31 protein-coding genes are annotated in these 24,193 nt (G+C 74.6%); 12 read left to right on the plus strand and 19 right to left on the minus strand.

Features of this window, described 5'->3' with window-relative positions; translation table 11 throughout:
• Positions 1 to 72: 72 nt before the first annotated feature.
• From ACYVKY_RS08390 to ACYVKY_RS08405, 4 genes are read right to left on the minus strand one after another with little or no spacing between them, the layout of a single operon-like run.
• The gene (locus tag ACYVKY_RS08390; RefSeq protein WP_460434514.1) at positions 73 to 558 is read right to left on the minus strand and encodes a GNAT family N-acetyltransferase; all 486 of its coding nucleotides are present in this window, start codon (positions 556 to 558) and stop codon (positions 73 to 75) included.
• On the minus strand, positions 555 to 1,214 hold the full coding sequence (locus tag ACYVKY_RS08395) for a maleylpyruvate isomerase family mycothiol-dependent enzyme (protein WP_460434515.1): 660 nt from the start codon (positions 1,212 to 1,214) through the stop codon (positions 555 to 557). The genes ACYVKY_RS08390 and ACYVKY_RS08395 overlap by 4 nt, the downstream gene beginning before the upstream one ends.
• A complete protein-coding gene (locus ACYVKY_RS08400; RefSeq protein WP_460434516.1) occupies positions 1,211 to 1,693 on the minus strand; it encodes an SRPBCC family protein in 483 nt (160 codons plus the stop codon). Before ACYVKY_RS08400 ends, ACYVKY_RS08395 begins: the two co-directional genes overlap by 4 nt.
• A complete protein-coding gene (locus ACYVKY_RS08405) occupies positions 1,693 to 2,028 on the minus strand; it encodes an ArsR/SmtB family transcription factor (RefSeq protein WP_460434517.1) in 336 nt (111 codons plus the stop codon). The genes ACYVKY_RS08400 and ACYVKY_RS08405 overlap by 1 nt, the downstream gene beginning before the upstream one ends.
• A 141-nt stretch (positions 2,029 to 2,169) precedes the next feature.
• Between ACYVKY_RS08405 and ACYVKY_RS08410 the strand changes: the two genes are divergently transcribed.
• From ACYVKY_RS08410 to ACYVKY_RS08425, 4 genes are all read left to right on the plus strand, one after another.
• Positions 2,170 to 3,789 (plus strand): methyl-accepting chemotaxis protein, encoded by a 1,620-nt coding sequence (locus ACYVKY_RS08410; protein WP_460434518.1) that lies wholly within the window; start codon positions 2,170 to 2,172, stop codon positions 3,787 to 3,789.
• A gap of 180 nt (positions 3,790 to 3,969) precedes the next feature.
• Positions 3,970 to 4,410, plus strand: coding sequence for an SRPBCC family protein (locus ACYVKY_RS08415; protein WP_460434519.1), 441 nt, complete (start codon positions 3,970 to 3,972; stop codon positions 4,408 to 4,410).
• Positions 4,397 to 4,726 carry an ArsR/SmtB family transcription factor gene (locus ACYVKY_RS08420; protein ID WP_460434520.1) on the plus strand — a complete coding sequence of 110 codons (330 nt, stop codon included), beginning with the start codon at positions 4,397 to 4,399 and terminating at the stop codon, positions 4,724 to 4,726. Before ACYVKY_RS08415 ends, ACYVKY_RS08420 begins: the two co-directional genes overlap by 14 nt.
• Positions 4,727 to 4,755: 29 nt before the next feature.
• Positions 4,756 to 5,547, plus strand: a complete 792-nt coding sequence (locus ACYVKY_RS08425; protein WP_460434521.1) for a DUF899 domain-containing protein — start codon at positions 4,756 to 4,758, stop codon at positions 5,545 to 5,547.
• Positions 5,548 to 5,560: 13 nt separating this feature from the next.
• Here the strand turns inward: ACYVKY_RS08425 and ACYVKY_RS08430 are convergent, their stop codons facing one another.
• From ACYVKY_RS08430 to ACYVKY_RS08440, 3 genes are read right to left on the minus strand one after another with little or no spacing between them, the layout of a single operon-like run.
• Positions 5,561 to 6,106 carry a type 1 glutamine amidotransferase domain-containing protein gene (locus tag ACYVKY_RS08430; RefSeq protein ID WP_460434522.1) on the minus strand — a complete coding sequence of 182 codons (546 nt, stop codon included), beginning with the start codon at positions 6,104 to 6,106 and terminating at the stop codon, positions 5,561 to 5,563.
• Entirely contained in the window at positions 6,103 to 6,621 is a 519-nt protein-coding gene (locus tag ACYVKY_RS08435) for a pyridoxamine 5'-phosphate oxidase family protein (RefSeq protein ID WP_460434523.1), read from the minus strand. Before ACYVKY_RS08435 ends, ACYVKY_RS08430 begins: the two co-directional genes overlap by 4 nt.
• Before the next feature lie 25 nt (positions 6,622 to 6,646).
• Positions 6,647 to 6,862: a hypervirulence associated TUDOR domain-containing protein gene (locus tag ACYVKY_RS08440; protein WP_460434524.1), complete on the minus strand. Its 216-nt coding sequence runs from the start codon at positions 6,860 to 6,862 to the stop codon at positions 6,647 to 6,649.
• Positions 6,863 to 6,987: 125 nt separating this feature from the next.
• Here ACYVKY_RS08440 and ACYVKY_RS08445 point away from each other — a divergent pair, with 125 nt between their 5' ends.
• From ACYVKY_RS08445 to ACYVKY_RS08455, 3 genes are all read left to right on the plus strand, one after another.
• The gene (locus ACYVKY_RS08445) at positions 6,988 to 7,968 is read left to right on the plus strand and encodes an LLM class oxidoreductase (RefSeq protein WP_460434525.1); all 981 of its coding nucleotides are present in this window, start codon (positions 6,988 to 6,990) and stop codon (positions 7,966 to 7,968) included.
• 82 nt (positions 7,969 to 8,050) lie between these two features.
• Complete coding sequence (locus tag ACYVKY_RS08450; protein WP_460434526.1) at positions 8,051 to 9,181, plus strand: GGDEF domain-containing protein; 1,131 nt, start codon at positions 8,051 to 8,053, stop codon at positions 9,179 to 9,181.
• 35 nt (positions 9,182 to 9,216) lie between these two features.
• A complete protein-coding gene (locus ACYVKY_RS08455) occupies positions 9,217 to 9,675 on the plus strand; it encodes a DUF4442 domain-containing protein (RefSeq protein WP_460434594.1) in 459 nt (152 codons plus the stop codon).
• Here the strand turns inward: ACYVKY_RS08455 and ACYVKY_RS08460 are convergent.
• From ACYVKY_RS08460 to ACYVKY_RS08475, 4 genes are read right to left on the minus strand one after another with little or no spacing between them, the layout of a single operon-like run.
• Positions 9,645 to 10,028, minus strand: a complete 384-nt coding sequence (locus ACYVKY_RS08460) for a YchJ family protein (protein WP_460434527.1) — start codon at positions 10,026 to 10,028, stop codon at positions 9,645 to 9,647. The two genes, ACYVKY_RS08455 and ACYVKY_RS08460, sit on opposite strands and share 31 nt — an antisense overlap.
• Entirely contained in the window at positions 9,979 to 10,527 is a 549-nt protein-coding gene (locus ACYVKY_RS08465; protein ID WP_460434528.1) for a DUF2306 domain-containing protein, read from the minus strand. Before ACYVKY_RS08465 ends, ACYVKY_RS08460 begins: the two co-directional genes overlap by 50 nt.
• A 42-nt stretch (positions 10,528 to 10,569) precedes the next feature.
• Positions 10,570 to 10,902: a hypothetical protein gene (locus ACYVKY_RS08470; protein WP_460434529.1), complete on the minus strand. Its 333-nt coding sequence runs from the start codon at positions 10,900 to 10,902 to the stop codon at positions 10,570 to 10,572.
• Positions 10,903 to 10,953: 51 nt separating this feature from the next.
• The gene (locus tag ACYVKY_RS08475; protein ID WP_460434530.1) at positions 10,954 to 11,559 is read right to left on the minus strand and encodes a LysE/ArgO family amino acid transporter; all 606 of its coding nucleotides are present in this window, start codon (positions 11,557 to 11,559) and stop codon (positions 10,954 to 10,956) included.
• Between the two features lie 73 nt (positions 11,560 to 11,632).
• Here ACYVKY_RS08475 and ACYVKY_RS08480 point away from each other — a divergent pair, with 73 nt between their 5' ends.
• Both ACYVKY_RS08480 and ACYVKY_RS08485 read left to right on the plus strand, forming a co-directional pair.
• Complete coding sequence (locus ACYVKY_RS08480; RefSeq protein ID WP_460434531.1) at positions 11,633 to 12,502, plus strand: ArgP/LysG family DNA-binding transcriptional regulator; 870 nt, start codon at positions 11,633 to 11,635, stop codon at positions 12,500 to 12,502.
• Between the two features lie 48 nt (positions 12,503 to 12,550).
• Positions 12,551 to 13,456, plus strand: a complete 906-nt coding sequence (locus ACYVKY_RS08485) for a bile acid:sodium symporter family protein (protein ID WP_460434532.1) — start codon at positions 12,551 to 12,553, stop codon at positions 13,454 to 13,456.
• Between the two features lie 37 nt (positions 13,457 to 13,493).
• Here ACYVKY_RS08485 and ACYVKY_RS08490 read toward each other — a convergent pair whose 3' ends face one another.
• The 3 genes from ACYVKY_RS08490 to ACYVKY_RS08500 form a co-directional block, all read right to left on the minus strand.
• Positions 13,494 to 14,573, minus strand: coding sequence for a TerC family protein (locus ACYVKY_RS08490; RefSeq protein ID WP_460434533.1), 1,080 nt, complete (start codon positions 14,571 to 14,573; stop codon positions 13,494 to 13,496).
• Positions 14,574 to 14,702: 129 nt separating this feature from the next.
• Positions 14,703 to 15,869, minus strand: a complete 1,167-nt coding sequence (locus ACYVKY_RS08495; protein ID WP_460434534.1) for a PucR family transcriptional regulator — start codon at positions 15,867 to 15,869, stop codon at positions 14,703 to 14,705.
• 89 nt (positions 15,870 to 15,958) lie between these two features.
• The gene (locus tag ACYVKY_RS08500; RefSeq protein ID WP_460434535.1) at positions 15,959 to 16,840 is read right to left on the minus strand and encodes an SCO6745 family protein; all 882 of its coding nucleotides are present in this window, start codon (positions 16,838 to 16,840) and stop codon (positions 15,959 to 15,961) included.
• An 85-nt stretch (positions 16,841 to 16,925) separates the two neighbouring features.
• Here ACYVKY_RS08500 and ACYVKY_RS08505 point away from each other — a divergent pair, with 85 nt between their 5' ends.
• Entirely contained in the window at positions 16,926 to 17,231 is a 306-nt protein-coding gene (locus ACYVKY_RS08505) for a hypothetical protein (protein WP_460434536.1), read from the plus strand.
• 18 nt (positions 17,232 to 17,249) lie between these two features.
• On the opposite strand, the gene ACYVKY_RS08510 is transcribed toward ACYVKY_RS08505, so the two are convergent.
• A complete protein-coding gene (locus ACYVKY_RS08510; RefSeq protein ID WP_460434537.1) occupies positions 17,250 to 17,846 on the minus strand; it encodes a GrpB family protein in 597 nt (198 codons plus the stop codon).
• 110 nt (positions 17,847 to 17,956) lie between these two features.
• On the opposite strand from ACYVKY_RS08510, the gene ACYVKY_RS08515 reads away from it, so the two are divergent.
• Positions 17,957 to 19,840 carry an acyl-CoA dehydrogenase gene (locus tag ACYVKY_RS08515; protein WP_460434538.1) on the plus strand — a complete coding sequence of 628 codons (1,884 nt, stop codon included), beginning with the start codon at positions 17,957 to 17,959 and terminating at the stop codon, positions 19,838 to 19,840.
• 101 nt (positions 19,841 to 19,941) lie between these two features.
• Here ACYVKY_RS08515 and ACYVKY_RS08520 read toward each other — a convergent pair whose 3' ends face one another.
• From ACYVKY_RS08520 to ACYVKY_RS08535, 4 genes are all read right to left on the minus strand, one after another.
• On the minus strand, positions 19,942 to 20,214 hold the full coding sequence (locus ACYVKY_RS08520) for a DUF6458 family protein (RefSeq protein WP_460434539.1): 273 nt from the start codon (positions 20,212 to 20,214) through the stop codon (positions 19,942 to 19,944).
• A gap of 108 nt (positions 20,215 to 20,322) precedes the next feature.
• Complete coding sequence (locus tag ACYVKY_RS08525; RefSeq protein ID WP_460434540.1) at positions 20,323 to 20,874, minus strand: septum formation family protein; 552 nt, start codon at positions 20,872 to 20,874, stop codon at positions 20,323 to 20,325.
• 174 nt (positions 20,875 to 21,048) lie between these two features.
• A complete protein-coding gene (locus ACYVKY_RS08530) occupies positions 21,049 to 22,944 on the minus strand; it encodes an NHL domain-containing thioredoxin family protein (protein ID WP_460434541.1) in 1,896 nt (631 codons plus the stop codon).
• Between the two features lie 33 nt (positions 22,945 to 22,977).
• Positions 22,978 to 23,571, minus strand: coding sequence for a DinB family protein (locus ACYVKY_RS08535; protein ID WP_460434542.1), 594 nt, complete (start codon positions 23,569 to 23,571; stop codon positions 22,978 to 22,980).
• A gap of 233 nt (positions 23,572 to 23,804) precedes the next feature.
• On the opposite strand from ACYVKY_RS08535, the gene ACYVKY_RS08540 reads away from it, so the two are divergent.
• Entirely contained in the window at positions 23,805 to 24,191 is a 387-nt protein-coding gene (locus ACYVKY_RS08540; protein WP_460434543.1) for a DUF1304 domain-containing protein, read from the plus strand.
• The last annotated feature ends 2 nt before the right edge of the window (positions 24,192 to 24,193 follow it).

Here is a 24,193-nt window from a genome sequence, read left to right on the forward strand (position 1 = left end):
CGTCGAGCACCGGGGAGGATCCGGATCCACCCCCAGGTGCCGGACCTTCCCCGGTCGCCCCCGGCCCGACCGTCAGTCGCCCGCGCGGCGCCGCTCCAGCAGGACGGTGTCGCGCCAGGTGCCGTGCAGCCGCGCGATCCGCTCGCGCACGCCGACCGTGCGGAAGCCCAGGGCGTGGTGCAGCGCGAGGCTGGCGCCGTTCTCGGGGAAGACCGACGCCTGCAGCGTCCAGATGCCCCCGGTGTCGGCGTGGACGACGGTGTGCCGCAGCAGGTCCCGACCGACCCCGCGTCCGCGCACGGCCTCGTCGACGTACACCGTCGACTCGGCCACGCCGGCGTAGCAGGCGCGCGTCGACGTGGGCGTCAGCGCCGCCCACCCGACCACGCGCCCGTCGAGCTCGGCGACCCAGGCGTGGCCGGGCAGCCACCGCTCCCACAGGGCGCCCGGGTCGGGCAGCTCGGTCTCGAACGTCGCGTCACCGGTCGCGATGCCCTGCGCGTACACCTCGAGCACGCGGGTCAGGTCCTCGCGGCGGGTGGCACGCAGGTGCGTCATCGCCGGGCCGCGTCGCGGTGCGCCGCGACCCGCTCGACCAGCTCGGACGCACCGGGTCCGTCGAGCTCACCGACCGCCACGTCGCGCCCGGCCGCGGTGAGCAGCAGCGCTTCGCCCGGGCCGCGCACCTCGGGCCCGTCGCCGGACGACCACGGGACGTCGGTCGCGACGAGCCGCAGCCCCCGCACCAGCCGGCGGGCGGGCAGCACCGGCGCCCCCTGCACGGCACCGAGCGCCGCGAGCAGCCGGTCGGCCGGGACGGTGCGCGGCCGGCCGACCGCCCGGCGGACGTCCTGGTGGTGGATCACCCCGTCCAGGAACCCGATCCGCCCTCCGGCCACGGCGGTCAGCCCACGTGGACGCGACCGCGTCCGATAGGCGTCGACGACCTCGGCCGGGCCGGCGCCGTCCCAGCGCGCGAGGGCGCGGGCGTTCGCGCGGCCGACCGAGCCGAGGCCGCGCACGATCTCGAGCACCGCACGGGCCGTGGGCAGGTCGTCGTAGCTGACGACGTGGACGGCGACGTCGCGGACGGTCCACCCGTCGCACGGCGTGGGCAGGTCCCACTCGTGCGGCGCCAGCGAACCGAGCACCACGGCGAGCGAGGTGCGCTCGGCCTGCGCCGCAGCGAGCAGGTCGGACGCCGGCGCGCTCACGTCGCAGCCGGCACGAGTGCCGCGTACCGGTCGAGGTAGAGCGGCCAGCCGCCGTCCTCGCCGACGCCGGACGCGACACCCTCCCAGCCCGGACCGTGCCGGTCGAGGTGCCGGTGCTCCAGTCGCAGCCGGGTGCGGCCGTCGTCGAGCTGGGCGAAGGTGACCTCGACCTCGCTGGCCCGCGCCGGGTCGTCGACGAGCTGCCAGGTCGGGCCGATGTCCCACGTGAAGACGACGCGGTGCGGCGGGTCGAACACGAGCACCCGACCCCAGTGGCACTCGCTGCCGTCCTCGGCGCGGTCGTGCAGCGTGCCGCCGACGCGTGCTTCGAAGGTCGTCGCCACCAGCGGCGAGCCGAGCAGGTTGTGCTCACGCGGCTTCACCTGGTCGAAGCGGTCCACGAACACCCAGAAGGCCTGCTCGACCGGCGCGTCCACGACCGTCGTCCGCACCAGGCGGGTCGGGTCCTGCTCGTCCATCACGCGCTCCTCGTGTCCTCGGTCGGGTCGGCGGCGTCGACCGCCGTGCCGTACGCGTCGAGCGCCCGCCGCCAGAAGGTGTCGAGCTGGTCGCGCAGCGCCGCGAGCGCCAGCGGCTCGAGGCGGTAGATGCGGCGCGTCCCCTCGGCGCGCTCGCTCACCAGCCCGGCGTCTCGCAGCACCCGCAGGTGCTGCGAGACCGCAGGCCGTGTGACGGCGACGGTCGCCGCCAGCTCGCCGACGGACAGCGGCCCGGCACTCAGCCGGTCGACCAGCTCGCGCCGGGTGCGGTCGCCGAGCGCAGCGAGCGCTGCGTCCGATCCGTCAGTCGTCACGAACGGTAAGTTGCCACTGACGCAATGCCGGGTCAAGACCCCCGATCGGACCACGGCACCGCCCGACCCCTCACGTCCGGGCCGATCCGGCCGATGGGACTGGGTAGCCCGTGCCCCCGGACCGAGGTCGGAGACCACCCCATGGCCGTACTGCGACGGTTCAGCGTCGCCGCCCGCATCATCACGCTCGCCGTCGCCGCGCTGGTGACGCTGCTCGTGCTGGCCGGCCTGTCGATCACCGCGGGCACCAAGGCCTCGCGCGCCCAGGACGAGGCGGCGCGGGTGCAGGACGTGCACGCCCGCACGCTCGAGGCGCGCTACCTGCTCGCCGACCTGCACGGCCGCCAGACCGGCTACGCCTTCGACGTGTCGCTGCGCGGCGCGCTCGGCGCCCGCGACGGCTCGCCGGCCCGGGCCGCGTTCCTGGACGCCGCGGCCGCCACGCAGGAGGCGCTGGGCGCGCTCGAGGAGACGGCGGCCGGCCTCGGTGACAACACGACCTCGCTCACGGCCGCCCGCGCGAGCACCGACGAGCTGCTCGCCCTCGACCAGCAGGCCGTCGCGCTCTACCTCACCGACAGCGAGGCCGACCGGGTCGCGGGCGACCGGCTCGTGCTGCGCCAGGGGCTCGAGCAGTACCAGGCCGCGTCGGCGCAGCTCGACGAGTTCGCGGACGCGCTCGAGGAGCACCGCGCCGAGGCGATGGCGGCCGCGAGCCGCGCCTCCCGCGGCGCCGTCACCACGACGCTGGTCGTCGCGCTCACGATCATCGCGCTGTGCGCGCCGTGGGTGATCATGCTGAGCCGCTCGATCCGGATCCCGTTGCGGCACCTGCGTCTCCGGCTCCAGGCCATCGCCGAGGGTGACGGCGACCTGACGGCGCGGCTGGACGAGGACGGCCAGGACGACCTCGCCGAGATCGCGCGCCTGTTCAACGCGTTCGTGGCCGACGTCGCCACGACGGTGCGCGACGTCGCGGAGTCGGCGAGCACGCTGGCTGCCGCCACCGAGCAGCTGTCGGCGACCACCGACCGCATCGCCGGCGCGGCGCAGGACACCTCGACCCAGGCCGGCACCGTCGCCGGCGCCTCGGAGCAGATCAGCGCCACCGTCGAGAGCTTCTCCCAGGGCGCCGGTCAGCTGCGCGCCTCGATCGACGAGATCGCCCGCAGCGCAGGCGAGGCCGCGGAGGTGACGTCGTCCGCCGTCCACCTCGCCGAGGAGGCCGGGGGTACCGTCCGCCGGCTCGGCGAGGCCGGCCAGGAGATCGGCGGCGTGGTCGCCGTCATCGAGAGCATCGCCTCGCAGACCAACCTGCTCGCGCTCAACGCGACCATCGAGGCGGCGCGCGCCGGCGAGGCGGGGCGCGGGTTCGCGGTGGTCGCGGGTGAGGTGAAGGAGCTCGCGCAGGAGACGGCGCGCGCCACGTCCGACGTGTCGCGCCGGATCGAGCAGATCCAGCTCGAGACGGACGCCGCCGTCGCCGCGATCGCGCGGATCTCCGAGGTGGTCGACCGGGTCAGCGCCGTCTCGGCGTCGATCGCGGGCGCCGTCGAGGAGCAGACCGCGGTGGCCGCCGAGATGTCGCGCTCCACCGACGAGGTCGCGGGCGGCAGCCGGTCGATCACCTCCAGCATCAGCACCGTGGCCGCGTCGGCCGAGGCGTCGTCGACCGGCATCGAGGAGGCGCGCCTCGCGACCGCCGAGCTGGCCCGGATGGGTGAGCGGCTCTCGGCGCTGGTGTCGCGCTTCACCGCCTGACCCAGGAGCCGCCGAGGGAATGGCGCCCCGGGCACCGAATCGTCCGGGAGTCGGTGCGCAGGAGGGGGTCTCGTCGCCGGATGCCGGACGACTCGGGTACGCAGCCGCCGTGACCTTGACGCAACCGATCGGTTGCTCTAACGTCGGTCGCAACCGATCAGTTGCGACCCAGGAGGCGTCATGGCGTTCCCCGACACGATCGAGCGCAGGCTCGAGCTGCACCGTCCGGTCGAGCAGGTGTGGGCGGCGCTCACCACCGCCGAGGGGCTCGGCACCTGGTTCGGCGAGCGCGCCGAGGTCGACCTGCAGGTGGGCGGCGAGATCCGGCTGGCCTGGGAGAGCAGCGGCGACACCGCGACCCTGGTCGTCCAGCGGATCGAGCCCCCGCACCTGCTGGCCTGGACGTGGGGCATCTCCGGCCTGCCGGACGACGACCCGCGCCGCACCACCGTCACCTTCACGCTCGAAGCGACCGCCACCGGCACCACGCTCACCGTGGTGGAGCAGGGCTTCGCGCAGGTCGACGACGCCGACCTGCACGGCCCCGCGTTCGAGGGCAACGAGCGCGGTTGGACGCACGAGCTCGGCGAGCTGGTCGCCTACCTCGATGACGCGGCCTGACCCCGAGCTGGTCGCGCAGGACGTCTTCACCGCCCTGGCCGACCCCACCCGGCGCGGCATCCTCGCCGAGCTCGCCGCCCGGGGCCCGGCGACCGCCACCGACCTGGCCGGACGGCTGCCGATCACGCGGCAGGCCGTCGCCAAGCACCTCGCCCTGCTGGCCGAGACCGGTCTGGTCGTCGCCGAGCCCGGCGAGGGACGTCGCGTCCGCTACCGGCTCGACTCGGCGCCGATGCGGGTCGCCCAGCAGTTCCTCGCCGCCCTCGCCCGCGACTGGGACGGCCCGCTCGCCCGCCTGCACGACACGCTGCGCTGACACCTCGCGCCGAGACCCGGAGGACCACGATGACCACGACCACCGGCGCGCTGCCGCCCGTCGTCACCCGCGAGCAGTGGCTCGCCGCCCGCCGCGAGCTGCTCGCGGACGAGAAGGCGCTCACCCGCGCCCGCGACCGGCTGAACAGCCGCCGCCGGCAGCTGCCGATGGTGCGGGTCGAGGAGCCGTACGAGCTCGAGGGACCAGCCGGGCGGGTCGGCCTGCTCGACCTGTTCGAGGGACGCCGGCAGCTGGTCGTGCACCACTTCATGTTCGCGCCGGAGTGGGACGCCGCGTGCGCGAGCTGCTCGTCGGCCGCCGAGGGCATCGCAGGACTCGGCCGCCTGCACCAGCGCGACACCACGCTGGTCGCGGTGTCGCGGGCGTCGTACGCGAAGCTCGCCGCGTTCCGCGACCGGATGGGCTGGACGTTCCCCTGGTACTCCTCCCACGGCAGCACCTTCAACTACGACTTCCACGCCACGCTCGACGACCGCGTCGCGCCGGTGCTGCTGCACCTGAGGACGCCCGAGGAGCTGGCGGCCGACGGCGTCCCGTGGACCGGCGGGCCCTGGACCGCCGAGCTGCGCGGCTCCGAGCTGCCCGGGCTCAGCGCCTTCCTGCGGGTCGGCGACGAGGTCTTCCACACCTACTCGACCTACGGACGCGGTCTGGAGGAGTTCCACAACGGCTACCCCTACCTCGACCTCACCGTCCTCGGGCGGCAGGAGGAGTGGGAGGAGCCGCGCGGTCGCGGCACCCTGCGCGGGACGCACGTCGGCGGCCCGGGCATGCGTCTGCCCGAGCCGCGCGACGGCTGAGAACCGTTGTGGCTCAGGCGGTGGCGACCGCCTCGACCAGCGCCCGCGAGAACGCGGGGATGTCGTCGGGCTTGCGGCTGGTCACGAGGTTGCCGTCGACGACGACCTCCTCGTCGACCCACTCGGCGCCGGCGTTGCGCAGGTCGGTCTGCAGGCTCGGCCACGACGTGAGCCGCTTGCCGCGGACGACGTCGGCCTCGACCAGCGTCCACGGTGCGTGGCAGATCGCGGCGACGGTCTTGCCGGACTCGACGAAGCCCTTGATGAAGGCGACCGCCGCCTCCTCCGTGCGCAGCGCGTCCGGGTTGGCGACGCCGCCCGGCAGCACCAGCGCGTCGTAGTCGTCGACCGACGCGTCGCCGAAGGTCGCGTCGACGTCGAAGGTGTCGGCCTTGTCGAGGTGGTCGAAGGCCTGCACCGACCCGCTCTCGGGCGCCAGCAGCACCGGCGTGCCGCCGGCCTCCTGCACCGCCTTCCACGGCTCGGTCAGCTCGACCTGCTCGATGCCCTCCTGGGCCACCGCGAAGGCCACCTTCTTGCCGTCCAGTCGTCCGCTCACCGGCGGGCTCCTTCCTGCGTCGACGTGAGGTCGACGGTCTCGGACTCCCCGGTGCGGGGCGGGTTCTTGGTCACGCTCGAGGTCAGCATCGACACCATCATCGACACCTTGCCGGGGCTGTCCCAGTACTGCGCCGACTCGGCCCGCACGCGCATGACCTGCACGGACGGGTCGTCCTGGCCCTCGGGGAACCAGGCCTCCACGAACCGGTTCCACAGCTCCTTCTTGCGCTGCGGGTCGGTCGAGAGCTCGGCCGTGCCGGCCAGCGAGACCCACCCCGAGTCGCCCGAGTACGACACGTTCACGCGGGGACGCTCGCGCGCATTCGTCGCGGTCTCGGACGTGGCACCCAGCAGGAACCAGGCGTCGCCGTCGAACTCCGCCTCCTGGGTCGTCATCGGGTGCGCGTGCAGCGTGCCGTCGGCGGCGACCGTCGTCAGCATGCAGGTGCGCACGCCCTGCATGATCGAGCGCACCTTCTCCATGTGCTCTGCTCGTTCGTCGTGATGGGTCATCGCGGATCCTCTCTGCTGCAACGGTTCAGGACGAGTGCTTGCGCAGCGCCGACGGCTTGTGCACCGCGGTGCCACCGCTCTTCTCGCTGCGGACGAGGTACTGCGGTTCGTCCTCGGAGGCGTCGACCGTGCGGCCGCCCGCCTCGGTGCGCGAGGTGATCCTGCGCTCCACCACCCCCACGGCCGTACCGCCGTGGCTGTCCCACTCGACCTTGTCCCCCTTGCGGAACGACGTCGTCATCGGCCACCTCCTCGTGTCCACCCAGCGTCACCCGCCAGGCAGGACCGCGCATCCCGAGACCGCAACGGGTTTCGCTGCCCGGGTTTCGACGAGCAGGCGCACCGACCGCGTGCCACCGTCGGAGGATGACGAGCTTCGGGTACACCCTGATGACCGAGCAGAGCGGCGTCCGCGACCTCGTGCGCTACGCGCAGCAGGCCGAGCAGGTCGGCTTCGACTTCGAGGTGAGCAGCGACCACTACTCGCCGTGGCTCACCGAGCAGGGGCACGCGCCCTACGCCTGGACGCTGCTGGGAGCCGTCGCGCAGGTGACCGAACGGGTCGAGCTGATGACCTACGTGACCTGCCCGACGATCCGGTACCACCCGGCGGTCGTGGCGCAGAAGGCCGCGACCGTGCAGCAGCTGTCGCAGGGCCGGTTCACCCTCGGTCTCGGCGCCGGCGAGAACCTGAACGAGCACGTGGTGGGCGAGGGGTGGCCGCCGGTCGACCAGCGCCAGGCGATGCTGCAGGAGGCCGTCGAGATCATCCGCGAGCTGCTCACCGGCGAGCTCGTCACCTACGACGGCGAGTGGTTCCGCGTCGACGGCGCCCGCGTGTGGGAGGCCCCGGAGGCCGGCGTCCCGATCGGCGTGGCCGTCTCGGGGAAGAAGTCGGTCGAGCGGTTCTCGCCGCTGGCCGACCACCTCATCGCGGTCGAGCCGGACAGCGACCTGATCGACTCGTGGAAGCAGGCGCAGGGCGACACCCCGCGGCGCGCCATCGGGCAGATCCCGATCAGCTGGGACCCCGACCGCGACACCGCCGTGCGGCGCGCGCACGAGCAGTTCCGCTGGTTCGGGGGCGGCTGGGCGGTCAACGCCGACCTGCCGACGCCGGCCGGCTTCGCGGCCGCCAGCCAGTTCGTCCGGCCGGACGACGTCGCCGACTCCATCCCGTGCGGGCCCGACGTCGACGCGATCGTCGAGGCCGTGAAGCCCTACTGGGAGGCCGGGTTCACCGACATCGCGCTGGTGCAGGTGGGTGACGAGGGGCAGCAGCGCTTCCTCGACGAGGCTGCGCCCGACGTGCTCTCGGCGCTGCGCGAGGCCGCGCCGCAGGGGTGACGCCCCGGCCGCCGCTGCTCCGGTCGGGCGGCTGCGGTCACACGGCGTCAAGCAACCAGCGGGACGCACCGATGCTCCTCCTGTGCACGTGCGCGCCCTGAGCCCCGTGGCGCCGGCAGCGGCGTCCCGGCGTCGCGACCGGTGGCGCGGGTCGCTGCCCCGGTGGGAGCCGCTCGCCTGGCAGAGCGTCTCGCTCGGCCTCGGCTGCCCGGTGATCCTGCTGGTGCTGCTCGACGCCGGGGTGTTCCGGCCCGAGCGGGCGCTGTGGGTGCAGCTGTGCTGCCTCAGCTTCCTGGCCTTCGCCGCGCTGGCGCTCGCCACCGGGCGGGTGGGGCGGGTCAGCCTGTGGGCCCAGTGCGTCGAGGCCCTCGTCATGGTGCCCGTCCTCGGCACCAGCACCGACCACCTCGGGGTGCTGGCAGCCTGCGCGGTGACGGTCGTGCTGGTGCTGGTCTCGGCCGCCGCCTACCTGCCGGCCCGCGAGGTGGTCGCCCTCACCGCCGCCGGCGGCGTCGCCTTCGGCGTGCTCATGGTGGGTCAGGGCTACGGCGGCACCGGGCTCGCGCTCACGGTCACCGCCGTCGTGCTGCTGTCCGGCGTGCCCGCGGCGATCCTGTTCACCTTCCGCACCCGCGCCGAGGCCGCCGTCGAGCACGCCCGGACGATGTCGCGCACCGACGCCCTCACCGGCCTGCTGAACCGCCGGGGCCTGGCCGAGGCGGCCCGCGACCTGGTGGCCGGCGCTCGGGCCGACACAGCGGCGATCGGTGTGCTGGTGGTCGACGTCGACCGGTTCAAGCAGGTGAACGACGTGCACGGCCACGTGGCGGGCGACCGGGTCCTGCAGCAGGTCGCCGCAGCCGTCCGGGACGCCTGCCGTCCCGGTGACGTCGTGGCGCGCCTCGGCGGCGAGGAGCTGTGCGTGCTGCTGCGGTGCGACGACCCGGGCACCCTGCTCGTCGTCGGCGAGCGGCTGCGGGCCGCGGTCGAGGAGGCGCCCACCCGGCCGTCCGTCACCGTCAGCGTCGGCGGCGCGTGCGCCTCGCCCGTCCCCGTCGTCGTGGGCGACGGCCACCCGGACGGCGCGCAGGACCTCGTCCTGCGCCTGGTCGACCGCGCCGACGCGGCCCTCTACGAGGTCAAGCGCGCCGGTCGCAACGGCGTGCGGGTGCACGGCGACCGTGGCCGTCCGGCTGCGACCATGGCCGGGTGAAGCGCTCGCTGCCCCCGGCCCGCCTGGCGCGGCTGATGAGCCTGTGGCCGCCGTACCTGTTCGCCGGCATCCGGGTGGTCGCGATCTCCGACGACTGGCGGCACGCGCGCGTGCGCCTGCGCCTGACCCGGTGGAACTCGAACTACGTCGGCACCCAGTTCGGCGGGTCGCTGTTCGCGATGGTCGACCCGTTCTGGATGCTGCTCGCGATGAACGTGCTCGGCCGGGAGTACCTGGTGTGGGACAAGGCCGGCGAGATCGAGTTCGTCCGACCCGGACGCGGCACCGTGCACGCGCGCTTCGACCTCACCGACGAGCAGGTCGAGGCGCTGACCACGCCGACCCGGGAGGGTGGCAAGGCCCTGGTCTGGTTCGAGACCGAGGTCGTCGACGACGCGGGCGAGGTCGTCGCGCGGGTGCGCAAGCAGCTCTACGTGCGCCGCAAGGACGCTGTCCGCCCGGGTCAGCCCGCGGACGCCGCGCCGTCGACGTAGAGCCAGCGGCCACCGCGCACCGCGAACCGGCTGCGCTCGTGCAGCGTCCCCGGCACCCCGTCCTGCGTCCACGACGCGGTGAACGCGACCCAGTCCTCCCCGGACCCGTGCACGTCCAGCCCGGTCCACACCGTCGCCGGGTCGAGCTCGAGCTCGGCCGGACGCGTGCGCGGGTGCCAGGTGCGCACCAGGTACGACGCGTCACCGACCGCGTACGCCGCGTACCGCGAGCGCATCAGCCGCTCCGGGTCGCCCGCCTGCTCGGCACCGAGGTGCAGCGGCCCGCAGCAGGAGTCGTACGGCTCACCCGTCCCGCACGGGCAGGGCGGGCGCGCGAAGGCGGGACCGGTCACCCCCGGACGGTAGCCCGGCCGGCAGCAGCCGGGTCACCAGCCAGGTGAACGCGAGGCCCGCGGCGACGATCGCCGCGGTGACCACCGCCATGCCGAGCCAGTCCTGCTGGAAGGCGCTGGGGATCAACCGGGTCGGGACGGCCACCACGCCGACGAACGCGCCGAGCAGCCCGAGGTAGGTGCCGATCATGTTGGCGGCGTGCGAGCGCACGTCGCCGCGACGGATGCGCCACAAGCCCAGGGTGAGCGTGACCAGCGTGAGGACGCTGAGCCCGTGGATCCACGAGAAGCTGCCCGGCCGCAGGTCCTGGATCCAGAAGCTCGACCCGGCCGTGAGGTACATGGCGACCACCCAGACCCGACCGATCAGCTTGTGGGCCGCGTCGCCGCGACGGCGCCGCACCACGTTCACCGCGCCGAGCACCATCGCGAGCGTCGCGGCCGTCGCGTGCCCGGCCACCAGCGGCGTGAACCCGTCCACCCCGACCACCTCCGACATTTGGATAGCGTCACTATCCATTCATCGGACGGCGCGCGCAAGTCACCCGTCCGGCCCGCGCAGGTGGTGGGCGGGCAACCACGCCTGCAGCAGCACGGTGTCGAGGTCGGGGGCACCACCGTCGACGGCCCAGGCCACCCGGCCCGACCACGCGCCGGACGGCTCGCGCCGCCACTCGGTAAGCAGGCCGGGCCAGCGGCCGGGCGACTGGGGAGGGTCGACCACCCAGCAGTGCTGCGCCCGCGGCCGCACCTGCGCCGGCTGCGCGGCGGGGAGCTCGTAGCCGTCCTCGTAGCCGGTGCCGGTGCCGATCCCGGCCCGCGCGGAGCGCTCGGCGAGGGTCCTGCCCCGCCCCGCTGTCATCCCGCCGGCCACCCCACCCATGGTGCCACGCGGTTCGAACACGTGTACGACGAGCGTCCGGTCTCACCCGACCAGCAGCAGCACCGCGAGTCCGAGCATCACCGCCGCGATCAGGCCGTCGAGCACCCGCCACGCGGACGGACGGCGGAACACCGGCGTCAGCAGCCGGGCGCCCGCACCGAGGGCGGAGAACCACAGCAGGCTGGCCGCCCCGGCCCCCGCGCCGAACCACCACCGGCCCTCGGCCCCGTGCGTGCTCGCGACCGAGCCGACGAGCAGCACGGTGTCGAGGTACACGTGCGGGTTGAGCCAGGTGAAGGCCAGGCAGGTGGCCAGGGCCGCCTGCCACGACAGCCGGCGACCGGCCGGGTCGGCCTCGAGGCTCCCGCCGCGCAGGGCGCGCCGGGCGGCGAGCAGGCCGTAGACCGCGAGGAACGCCGCCCCGCCCCACCGCACCAGCTCGACCGCCACGGGCGCGCGCTCGACCAGCACCCCGATGCCGGCGACGCCGAGCAGGATCAGCACCAGGTCGGAGACGGCGCAGACCGCGACGACGAGGACGACGTGGTCGCGTCGCAGCCCCTGGCGCAGCACGAAGGCGTTCTGCGCGCCGATGGCGACGATGAGCGACAGGCCGGTGCCGAGACCGGCGAGCAGGGGGAGCAGCACCCCTCGACCGTGGCACGCCGGAAGTGGTTCACTCCAGCTCATGTTCCTTCAGGTGCTGAAGCGGCGCTGAACAGTGCCGGACGTCCTCCCCGACCACGCCCGCACCCTCGCCGCCATCGCCGCGCTGGGCAGCTTCGACGCGGCGGCGCGCCACCTCGCCCTCACCCCGTCGGCGGTCAGCCAGCGGATCGCCGCCCTGGAGCGGGCGGTCGGTCGCCCGGTGCTGCACCGCGCGCGGCCGGTCCGGCTCACCGAAGCGGGCGAGGCCGTCGCGCGGTTCGCGCGCCAGGTCGACCTGCTCGCCCACGACCTCGCGGACGAGCTCGGGCGCGAGCAGGAGCGTCCCCACCTCACGCTGGTCGTCAACGGCGACTCCCTGCACACCTGGGCGCTGCCGGCCCTGGCGTCGGTCGCCGACCGGGTGCAGCTCGAGGTGCTGCGCGAGGACCAGGAGCACTCCCTCGACCTCGTCCGCAGCGGCGCCGCGGCCGCCGCCGTCACCTCGGTGGCCGAGCCGCTGCCCGGCTGCCGGTCGACCCGGCTCGGCACCGTGCGCTACCGCCCCTGCGCCGCACCGGGTTTCGTCGACCGGTGGTTCCCGGACGGGGTCGACCGCGACGCCCTCGGCCGGGCTCCGCTGCTCGTCTTCGACCGCAAGGACGACCTGCAGGACCGCTGGCTGCGGCGGCGGCTGCGGCGCGCTCCCGACGTCGCGCGCCACCACGTGCCCGCCGCCGAGGAGTTCGCCGAGGCGATCCGGCTCGGCATGGGCTGGGGGATGGTCGCCGACCTCGAGCGGCACCAGCGCCCGGACGGGCTGGTCGTCCTCGACGACTCGCCCGTCGACGTCGTGCTGCACTGGCAGCAGTGGCGCACGGCCCCGTCCGCCCTCACCGCGGTGGCCGAGGCGGTGCGGGCGGCCGCCCGCGAGGCGCTGATCTGACCCGGACGGGTCCTACCGACCACGCTCGGTCACCACTACGTTCGGCGCGTGGACTCAGCGCTGACCACGATCGGGCTGCCGGTCGCCCTCGCGATCATCATGTTCGGCCTCGGGCTCGACCTGACGCCGGCCGACTTCCGCCGGATCGGCCGCGCCCCCCGGGCGGTCGTGACGGCGCTGGCCTGCCAGCTGCTCCTGCTGCCCGCCGTCTGCTTCGGGCTGGTGGTGCTCTTCGACCTCCCGCCGCTGCTCGGCATCGGGATGATGCTGCTCGCCGCCTCGCCGGGCGGCACCAGCGCGAACCTGTTCAGCCACCTGTTCCGCGGCGACGTCGCGCTGAACATCACGCTCACGGCGATCAACTCGGTGGTCGCGCTGTTCACGCTCCCGCTGGTGACCGGATTCGCGATCGCCTGGTACGGCCGGCAGGACGACGTGCGGCTGCCGTTCGTCGAGGTGGTCGAGGTGTTCGCGATCGTGCTGGTGCCGGTGGTGCTCGGCATGGCGGTCCGGGCGGCACGCCCGGCGCTCGCCGCGCGGGCCGACCGGCCGGTGCGGATCGGCTCGGCCGTCATCCTCGCCATGCTGGTGGCCGGGATCCTGGTCGACCAGCGCGAGGACGTCGCCGAGTACCTGGCGCAGATCGGCGCCGTCACCGCGCTGTTCTGCGCGATCAGCCTGGTCGTGGGCTACGCGGTGCCCCGCGCGGTCGGGGTGCGCCGGGCGCAGGCGGTGGCGTCGTCGATGGAGATCGGCGTGCACAACGCGACGCTCGCGATCTTCGTCGCCGTCGAGGTGCTCGACGTCGTCGAGGCCTCGATCCCGGCCGCCGTCTACAGCCTCTTCATGTTCGTCCTCGCCGCGCTCTGGGGCACCCTGCTGACCCGCGGGCGCCGCGCGGACGACGACGGCGACGACCGGGACCACCGGGTCCCGGCCGCCGCCGTGGGGTGACCGGCCGCCCGAGCGGCCGGTCAGGCGTCCCGGTCCGTCAGGACCGCGCGCCGGTCTTGCGGAGCGGGTCGTCGTCGGGGTCGACCGCCGTGGCGGACGTGCCGCCGTCGAGGTGCTTGTCGGTGGCCGCGGCCGGGCCGGTGCCGTCGGCGTCGTCGAGCGCACCCGCCTCCTCCGCCTCGTGCGAGGGCGCCGGCCGGACGATGCTCAGCACCACCGAACCCGCGAGCAGCAGCGACACGACACCGAGGCTGACCAGCGACGGGATCTCCGGGATGTCGGTGCTGATCGTCTTGTGGGCCGCCTGCAGCACCAGCTTTACGCCGATGAAGGCGAGGATGATCGCCAGGCCCTTGGACAGGTAGTGGAACTTGTCGAGCAGCCCGGCGAGCAGGAAGTACAGGGCGCGCAGACCGAGGATCGCGAACGCGTTCGAGGAGTACACGATGAACAGGTCGTCGCTCACCGCGAGCACGGCGGGGACGCTGTCGACCGCGAAGACCAGGTCGGCCATCTCGATCGCGACCACGACCGCGAGCAGCGGCGTGGCGACCCGGCGGCCGTTCTCCCGGACGAAGAACTTCGTGCCGGCGTACTCGTCGCGCACCGGCATGATCTTGCGCAGCATCCGGACGCCGAAGCTGGTGCTCGGGTCGAACTCGTCGTCGTCGTCCTTGAGCAGCTTGTAGGCGCTGTACAGCAGGATCGCGGCGAACAGGAACAGGATCGCGGTGAACTGGCTGACGATCGCGACGCCGGCCGACAGGAAGATCGCGCGGAAGACCAGGGCGCCGATGACGCCGTAGAACAGCACCCGGTGCTGGTACTGGGCCGGCACCTTGAAGTAGGCGAAGATCAGCGCGAAGACGAAGAGGTTGTCGACCGACAGGCTCTTCTCGAGCAGCCAGGCGGTCGAGTACTCGACCGCGGCGTTGGTGCCGAGCGCCCACCAGACGAGCCCGCCGAAGGCGATGGCCAGGCCGACCCACAGGGCGCTCCACCACGCGGCCTCGCGGAACTTGATGACGTGCTCGTTGCGGTGCGCGAGCAGGTCGACCGCGAGCATCACGACGATGCCGATGCCGAGGGTCAACCACAACCAGAGGGGGACGTCCACGGGTGCCTCCTGCGAGCAGACGGGGGTGCTTGAGCTCTCACCATCGTCGCCCGCCGCGGGCGTCGCCGCCGGGTCGGCGGCCGGACGAGACCAGCTGCTCCTCGTTGCCGATCGTCGGCAACGAAGACGTCACTCGGCGAGGGAGACGCCCGGCCAGCCGAGCAGCCGGGCGACGGCGGCGGCCGTCTGCAGGGTGAAGCGGTCGGCCGGGTCGGTCGGGTCGTGCCCGGTGAGGTCGGCCACCCGGGCCAGCCGGTAGGTCACCGCCCGCACCGACAGGTGCAGGCGCGCCGCCGTCTCGGTGGCCACGCAGCCCGTGGCGAACCACGCGTCCAGGGTGGCGACGAGCGGCGCCGCCCCGCCCCGCGCGCGCTCCAGCGGCAGCAGCACCGAGCGCACCAGGTCGTGGGCCGCCGGCCGGTCGCGCAGGAGCAGGCGGTGCACGGTGAGGTCGCCGGCGTCGACCACCTGCTCGACCAGGTCGAGCCGAGCGGCCAGGTCGAGCGCCTCGGTCGCCTCGTCGTGCCCGGCCCGCACCGTCGCTGCACCCGGACGGGGCCGGCTCACCGCCACCCGCCAGCCCGGTTCGTCGAGCCGGCGCACCTCCGCGGCCACGACCTCGCTGGCCTGCCGCACGGACGCGGCGTCCGGCGCCGCGAACACGCAGGTGAGCACGCCCTCACGGATCAGCACGAGCGGCTGCGCGTCGCCGTGGCGTCCCTGCATCGCCCGCTCGACCCGCCCGGGCAGCGCCGCGGTGCCCGGGTCGCCGAACCCGGCCGGCGAGGTCGCGAGCGCCACGGCGAGCGGACCGGACGCGGGGAGCCCGAGGTCGGTGGTGGCACCGGCCTCGACGGCCGCGCGGCCGCCCGTGAGCAGGGCGTCGAGCAGCGCGTGCCGTGCCGACTCGAGCTGGCGGGCGAGGTCGATGCGGGCCAGCTGGTAGCCCTCGGCGAGCGCCGCGACGACGTCGTGGGCGGCGCGGAGCACGAACAGCGCGGCCTCGCGCACCCGGTCGGCGCCGCCCGCGCCGACCTGCGGCACGTCGCGCCACAGCCGCCACGCGGCGGACAGGTACAGGTCGACCAGCGCCCGCAGCGCCACCCCCTGCTCGGCGGCGACGCGACCGGCCTCGGCGCAGGCCTGCAGCTCGTGCCGGCGCAGCTGCCGCCCGGTGGCCGCGGCCTCGACGACCGTGTCGAGGTAGCCGCCGAGCAGCGCGGGGTCGGTGCCCCCGGCGTCGGACGCCGCGCCGGCCGCGACGGCTTCGAGCTGCTCGTCCAGCGTGCGCGTCATCGACCCCTCCAGCCGGTTGCCGGGACCCGGCAACCGCCATCGTAGGGCGCACCATCCGTTCGGGCTCCTCGGCGCGGGCCCGCCACCCGTCAGGCCGGACGGGTCGCCATCACCCCGTCGGCGGGGTACGCACCGGCGGCCACCGCGCGACCGGACAGCGAGCGACCGAGGGCCGTGAGGCGCGCCAGCCCGTCGGCGTCGAGCACCCCGAGCGGGCGGGCGCTCGCGGCGTCGGTGGCGACCTCGAGCTCCTCGCGCAGGGCGCGACCGGCGTCGGTGAGCCGCCCGTCCGGGTCGAGCAGGCCCCGCGCGCGGAGCCCGTCGGCGGCCTCCTGCCACTGCTCCGGCGTCCACCCCCGGCTGGCGGCGGCGAAGGCGGGCGCGAACCCGCGTCCGCCCGCGGTGTGGCTGACGAGCGCGTCCAGGCCGGTGACCCCGCGCTGCACCAGCGCGGCGACGTGGCCGTCGCCGCGGTGCTCGCGCAGGACCGTGACCGCCTGCCAGAACCGGGCGAGCGGGTGGTCGGGCACCTCGACCTCGGCGTGCGCGGCGGCGAGCGGACGACCCTCGGGCTCGCACGCGGCGGCCGCCCGGCCCGCGAGGTCGGCCAGGACGTCGACCTCGGCCGGGCCGGCGCCGTCGAGCAGCCGTCCGAGTGCCGCCACGACCGCGCGCCAGCGGGCGTCGAGCACCTCGGCGGGGCTCGCGAGCGTCCAGGCGCGCGGCAGCGCCCGCGCGACCGCGGCGGGAGCGAAGTTGTAGAAGGTGGCGACCACGACCCCCGCGCCCACCGCCCCGAGCGGGGCCGAGCGCTGGGCGAGGTAGGGCATCCGCCCGGGCCGCAGCCCGGTCGCGAGCAGCTCGCGCTCGGACTCGGCCGAGAAGTACACGAACGAGTGCAGCGGCTCGAGCACCCGGTACGCGCGGCGGACGTCGGCCGGGTCGTGCCGGGTCGCGATCGGCGTCGTCACGACGCACCTCCTCCTGCTGGGCGGGGGCCCAGCATCACACCGCGGACGCCGACCCGCCCGGCGCCGCCCCGCCTAGGATCGCGTCGTGCGCGCCCCCGATCCCCTGTCCCGCCTCGCCACCGAGGGCGCCGACCGGGCCCGGACGGCCGCACGCCGCACGTCCGAGACGGTGCGGCAGATGGGGGTGGGGGCACGGCGCCTGACCGGGGCCGCCCGCGAGCAGGCACGCGGGCCGGCCGGCGAGCTGCGCACCGCGGTCGGCGGGGTGCTCAGGGACCTGCCCGGCGCCGTGGTCGACACCCTGCTGCAGGGTGGCGACGACCACAGCCCCCGGAACCCGCCCGAGCCCGCCGCACGCCGTCCCGCGCGCGAGGTGCCACGCAGCCGCTGACCCGCGGTCGGCACGAGCTCAGGGCAGCAGCCCGTGCGCGCGGAACAGGCGGTCGTAGATCTCGATGATCACCGGCTCCTTGCGGGCGTTGTAGTCCATCACGTGCTCGCCGGCCGCGGTCGAGGCCGCGGCGGCGCCCGTCTTGGCGTCGCGGTAGAGCGCGAGGTCGTCGGGGTGCTCGCGCAGCCAGTCGCGGAACAGCCGGTGCCGCACCACCTCCGGGCAGTCGGGCCCGAAGACGTGCAGGTTCGTGCGGGGCTCGGCGAGGGTGAAGCAGCGGTGCTGGTGCCAGCTGGGCTCGCGGACGACGAGCCGGAACCCGGCCGCCTCGAGGTCGGGGCGGTAGGCGTCCTCGTCGGCCGGGTCGGCGACGGTGAGGTCGACGTCGACCACCGGCTTGGCGGGCAGCCCGGGCACCGAGGTCGACCCGACGTGCTCGACCGCGAGCACCCGCTCCCCCAGCGCGGCGCGCACCCGGTCGGCCACCCGCGCGTACAGCGCCGGCCACGCGGGGTCGTAGGGGACCACCTCCACTGGGCCGGGCGTCGGACCGGTGATCCACTCGACGTCGTCGGCCGGCTCGTGGTGGCGGGTGATCTCGGCGGGCGTCGGCACGGCCGCGAGCCTACGGCGGACGCCACCGCGAGCCGTCCCGATCCGCTTGCAATTGTTACCGGGCGGTAGCACCATGGCAGTTACTGACCGGTAACTGGGAGGACGGGGCGATGAGCCACTACACCGCGAACCTGCGCGACATCGAGTTCAACCTGTTCGAGGTGCTGGGGCGCCAGGAGCTGCTCGGCAGCGGTCCGTACGACGAGGTCGACCACGGCACCGCGCGCGAGATGCTCGCCGAGGTCGCCCGCCTCGCCGAGCACGAGCTGGCCGCCTCGCTGGTCGACTCCGACCGCAACCCCCCGGTCTTCGACCCCGCCACGCACGAGGTCTCGATGCCGGAGTCCTTCGTGAAGAGCTACCAGGCGTACATCGACGCCGAGTGGTGGCGCACCGACATCCCCGCCGAGCTCGGCGGCACCGTGATCCCGCCGTCGCTGCGCTGGGCCATCGCCGAGATGGTGCTCGGCGCCAACCCGGCCGTGCACATGTTCTCCGCCGGCTTCGCGTTCGCGAAGGTGCTGCACACCCTGGGCACCGACGACCAGAAGCGGCTCGCCCAGCTGTCGGTCGACGGCCGCTGGGGCGCCACCATGGTGCTGACCGAGCCGGACGCCGGCTCCGACGTCGGCGCCGGCCGCACCAAGGCCGTCCAGCAGCCCGACGGCACCTGGCACATCACCGGCGTGAAGCGGTTCATCACCTCCGCCGAGGCGCCGTTCTACGACAACGTCGTGCACTTCGTGCTCGCCCGCCCCGAGGGCGCCGGCCCCGGCACCAAGGGCCTGTCGCTGTTCATCGTCCCCAAGTTCCACGTCGACCTCGAGACCGGCGCGCTCGGCGAGCGCAACGGCGCCTTCGTCACCAACGTCGAGCACAAGATGGGCCTCAAGGTCTCGACCACGTGCGAGGTGCGCTTCGGCGAGGTCGACGGCGTCCCCGCGGTCGGCACCCTGCTCGGTGAGGTGCACGACGGCATCGCGCAGATGTTCAAGATCATCGAGTTCGCGCGGATGATGGTCGGCACGAAGGCGATCGCGACGCTGTCGTCCGGCTACCTGAACGCCCTCGGCTACGCCAAGGAGCGGGTGCAGGGCGCCGACCTCACGCAGATGACCGACAAGGCCGCGCCGCGCGTCACGATCACCCACCACCCCGACGTGCGCCGCTCGCTCATGCTGCAGAAGGCCTACGCCGAGGGTCTGCGGTCGCTGGTGCTCTACACCGCCAGCCAGCAGGACACCGTCGACGTCGCGGCCCGGGCGCACGGGTCGGAGGACTTCGAGGCCGGCTCGCCCGAGGACATGGCGGTGCGGGTCAACGACCTGCTGCTGCCGCTGGTGAAGGGCGTCGGCTCGGAGAAGGCGTGGGTGCTGCTCGGCACCGAGAGCCTGCAGACCTTCGGCGGTTCCGGCTTCCTGCAGGACTACCCGGTCGAGCAGTACGTCCGCGACGCCAAGATCGACACCCTCTACGAGGGCACCACGGCCATCCAGGGCCAGGACTTCTTCTTCCGCAAGATCGTCCGCGACAAGGGCCAGGCGCTCGGTCACCTCTCGACCCAGATCCAGGAGTTCGTCAAGGGCGACAACGGGTCCGGCGAGCTCGCGACCGAGCGCGAGCTGCTCGGCAAGGCGCTCGAGGACGTCCAGGGCATCGTCGGCTACATGGTCGGCCAGCTGATGGCGTCCGACCCGCGCGGCGGCGAGCAGAACGACGTGCGCAACCTCTACAAGGTCGGCCAGAACACCACCCGGCTGCTGCTGGCCACCGGCGACCTCGTCGTCGGCTGGCTGCTGCTGCGCCAGGCCGAGGTGGCCACCGCCCGGCTCGCGGACGAGGACCTGGCGGTCAGGGACCGCGCCTTCTACGAGGGCAAGGTCGCCGCGGCCCGGTTCTTCGTCCGCAACCAGCTGCCGCCGATCACGGCCGAGCGGGCGATCGCCGAGGCCACCGACAACGCGCTGATGGACCTCGACGAGGCGGCCTTCTGAGCCTCGCACCACCCTGACCCTCGCATCACCCTGGCGACGCGCGAAGGGCCGGCACCCCCCGGGTGCCGGCCCTTCGCTGTGTCGTCAGGCGGTGCGGTCGGTCAGATGCCGTCGCGGTGCTCCTCGCGCACGACCGTCTCGCCCGGACGCGCGGCAGCGGGCGGCGCGGCGGCCGGGGGTGCGGTGTGCTGGACGACCGTCTCGCTGGTGCGCCGGCGCTGGCTGGTGACCAGGCCGAGGATGATGGCCAGGATCCCGGCCGCGATGCAGATGTAGCCGATCACGGTCAGGTCGATGACGTCCCAGCTGTCCTTGACCGCGAAGGCCAGGATCCCGCCGAGGACGAGGAGGAAGATGCCTCCACCGAAGCCCATGGGTCGTCCCTTCGTCTGGTCCCCTCGGGGTCGGGGACTCGGCACCGAGTGTGGGCCCGGGTGCCCCTCGACGCACGGCGAAACGCGGACGGGTGAACGACCGGGTGCTCAGCGCGAGGCGCCCTCGAGCGTCCCGGTGACGGGCCCCGCGGGGTCGGAGACGACGCAGAGGATCTCCCGGTCGCCCGCGCGCCAGGAGTCCTCGGTGGGGTGCAGGTAGGTCACCCGCAGCGCCGAGCCGGCGAGCGGGCGCCCGACGAACTCCTCGAAGGGCGCACCGCAGCCCTGCGCCGCGACCGCCACCGCGTCGAGGCCCGGGAAGGTCGCGCGGTCCTCCATCCGCACCACGGCGTAGGCCTCGCCGAGGTGCGGCGTGGCGCAGTCGACGACGGGCACCTCGGTCAGCTCGCCCTCGCCCGTCGCCTCGTCGATGCAGTCGCCGACGACGACCTCGAACGGGTCGACCTGGCCGGGGGTGCGGGTGGCGGACGCGGACGCGGTGGGGACCGAGGTCGACGACGTCGCGGGCGGCGTGCGCGAGGGGGTCGAGGAGCAGGCGGCGACCACGAGCAGGGCCACCAGGGTCAGGACGGTGGCGACGCCGCCGAGGGCGGTGAGGCCGCGCTCGGTGGGCAGCCGCGTACGGCGCCTGGACACCACCCCGCTCACCCCCAAGCACGCGGACGGCAGGCACCGTCCTCGCTGCGAACCCTAGACGGAGCAACCGACGCGCCCGGGCCCTTTGGTCCGATCGGACCCGGAGGGCGTACGGGGCACCTGAGCGGGCGTCGCCCGGACGGGCGAGGCACCGTCCGCCCAGCGGGACAGGGGGTCTCAGCCGGCCCGCAGCGGGAGGTCGAGGCGGGCGGCACCGCTCTCGGTCAGCCGCACCGGGATGCCCCAGTCCTGCTGGTACAGGTGGCAGGCGGCGTGCTCGGGCACCTCCCCGGTCTCCGGGTCGCCGTCGCAGGCCGCGGCCTGCACCGCGACGTGCACGACGCCCTCGGGGACGTCCGGGTCGAGCACCAGGGTGCGGGTCAGCCCCGTCGAGCGGCCGGCGCCCGCGCGCAGCAGCTGCTCGGGCGTCGCCGAGACGGTGAGCGAGGTCGGGTCGCCCCAGCGGTCGTCGAGCTTCTGGCCCGTGGGCGGGACGAAGTCGACGACCAGCTCGACCTCGCCGGGGCGCACCTCGGTGACCGGTCGGGCGGTGCGCATCGACGCGCCCCGCACCTCGCGCGCGGCCGGCGGCAGCGGCACCCGCACGAGCCGGTGCGCGGCGGACTCGACGACCACGAGCACGGGCTCGCGGCCCGTCGCGTCGACCACGACGTCGGACGGCTCGGCGAGGCCGTCGGCGAGCGTGCCGACCTGGCCGGTCGCCGGGTCGTAGCGGCGCACGGCGCCGTTGTAGGTGTCGGCGAGCGCGACGCTGCCGTCGGGCAGCACGGCGACGCCGAGCGGGTGCTGCAGGCGCGCGTCGCCGGCCGGGCCGTCGACGTGCCCGAACTCGAACAGGCCGGCGCCGACGAACGACTCCAGCGCCGGTCCCTCGGGTCCGTGGACGAGCCGCCGCAGCGCCGAGGTCTCGGGGTCCGCGATCCAGACGGTGCCGCCGTCGGCGGCCAGCCCGGACGGCTGGGCCAACCAGGCCTCGGTCGCCGGGCCGTCGCGCAGCCCCTCGTTCGTCGTCCCGGCGAGCGGGCCGGCGGTCACGGGGTCGGCGAGCAGGTCGACCGTCCAGAGCTGGTGATTGCCGGCCATCGCGACCAGGAGCGTGCCGTCACCGTCCCCCGGGCGCCACCAGGTGAGGTCCCACGGGGTCGACAGGTCGCGGGCAGCGGGGCCCTGGCCGGCGTCGGGCCGTGACCGCAGCTGCTCACCCGTCCCGGCGAGCGTGGTGACCGACCCGTCCGCGAGCCGGACGCCGCGGACGGCGTGGTTCACGCTGTCGGCGACCACGAGGTCGACGCCGACCCGCTCGGCGACGTCGGCGGGCAGCACGTGCACGCCCTGCGGCTCGCTGAAGGCGGCGGTCTCCGCCGGCCCGTCGACCAGGCCGCGCTCGCCGGACCCGATCCGGCCGCGCTCGGTCTCGAGGTCGTCGTCGAGCAGCACGAGCTGGTGGTGGGCGGTGTCGGAGACCACCCACCCGCCGCCGGGCAGGGCGGCGACCTTGCCGGGGAAGCGCAGCGCGCTGGTGGGCGGCGCGGGCGGCACGTACGGGCCCTCGCCGCGGTGCAGCGTGCCGGCGGCGTCGTGCTCGGCCACCAGCTCGGCGAGCAGCACCTCGAGCCCGTGCGCGTGGCCCTCGCCGGCCATCTGCGCCACGACGTACCCGTTCGGGTCGACGAGCACGAGGGTCGGCCAGGCGCGGGCGGCGTAGGCCTGCCAGGTGGTGAGGTCGGGGTCGTCGAGCACCGGGTGGTGCACGCCGTACCGCTCGACCGCCGCCTCGACCGCGGCCGGGTCGCGCTCGTGCTCGAACTTCGGCGAGTGGACGCCGACCACGACGAGCTCGTCGGCGAACCGCTCCTCGACCGGCCGCAGCTCGTCGAGCACGTGCAGGCAGTTCACGCAGCAGAACGTCCAGAAGTCGAGCAGCACGAACCGTCCGCGTAGGTCCGCCAGCGACAGGTCGCGGCCACCGGTGTTCAGCCACCGCCGGCCGGTGAGCGGGCTGGCCCGCACCTTCGGCAGCCGGATGTCGTCGCCGGGTCGGATCGCCGTCACCCCACGATGATCGGCCACCGCCCGGCGCAGGCGTCAGCCGGGCTGCACCCCGACGGGCGAGCGGCCGGACTGCGCGGCCCAGCCCTCGGGCGGGTCCTCCCCGACCCGGCCGTCGACGGCCTCGCGCAGCAGGTCGGCGTGGCCGGTGTGGCGGCCGTACTCCTCGACCAGGTCGTGCAGCAGCCGGCGCAGGTTCACCACGAACCCGTCGTCGGCCCCCCACGCGACCCGCTGGCCCAGGTCGTCGGCGGCCAGGGCCGCGTCGAGGCGCTCGTCGGCGCGGCGCACGGCGTCGTCCCACAGACCGTAGAGCTGCTCGGCCGACAGGCCGTCGACCGAGAAGACGTACTCCTTCGGGGTGCCCTCCCAGGTCGCCATGCCCGCCCACGGCGGGCCGTAGGGGGCGCCCGACAGCGCACTGCCGAACTTCTCGTCCTCGACGCAGGCCAGGTGCTTGAGCAGGTTCGCCATTGTGAGCGACGAGGCGCCGACGGTGCGGGTCAGGCCGTCGAGGTCGAGGCCGTCGACCTTCCACCGGAAGGTGGTGCGCAGCCGCACCAGCGAGCCGCGCAGCGCCTCGACCTCGGTGCCGGCGAACGGGGGTTCCCAAGGGATGGTGTCGTCCATGGGCGGCACGCTAGAGGCGGTTGCGGACGGTCTGCGTCCGGTTCGCGGGGTGCACCCGTGACCGCCGGAGCCCGGACGCCACGAGTGGTGGCTTCGCGCCGCTCGAAGCAACCACTCGCGGCACCGAGGTCGTGAGATGCGCACTTGTCGCCCGTTCGCAGGGTGCGGAAGGGGCGACAACTGCGCACGAGCGGCCTGACCGGCGCCGGTTCGCCGAGGTCTACGCTCGGGCCGTGCTGACCGTCGCCCTGGTGCTCGCCGCGCTCGCCGCGCTGCTGCACGTGTACATCTTCGTGCTCGAGTCGGTCCGATTCTCGCAGCCGTCGACGCAGAAGGTGTTCGGCGTGCGGCCCGACGACCTCGACGCCGTGCGGCCGTGGGCCTTCAACCAGGGCTGGTACAACCTCTTCCTCGCCGTGCAGACGCTCGTCGGCATCGCCCTGGCGGCGTCCGGGACGGTCGGGGTCGGCATCGCGCTGGTCGTCGCCGGCGTCGGGTCGATGCTCGCCGCGGCCCTGGTGCTCGTGGGCTCGGACCGCCGGCGCGCCCGCACCGCCGCCACCCAGGGCACGATCCCCGCGCTCGCGCTGCTCGCGCTGCTCGTCCACGCGCTCGTCTGACC

Source organism: Angustibacter speluncae (assembly GCF_054777815.1).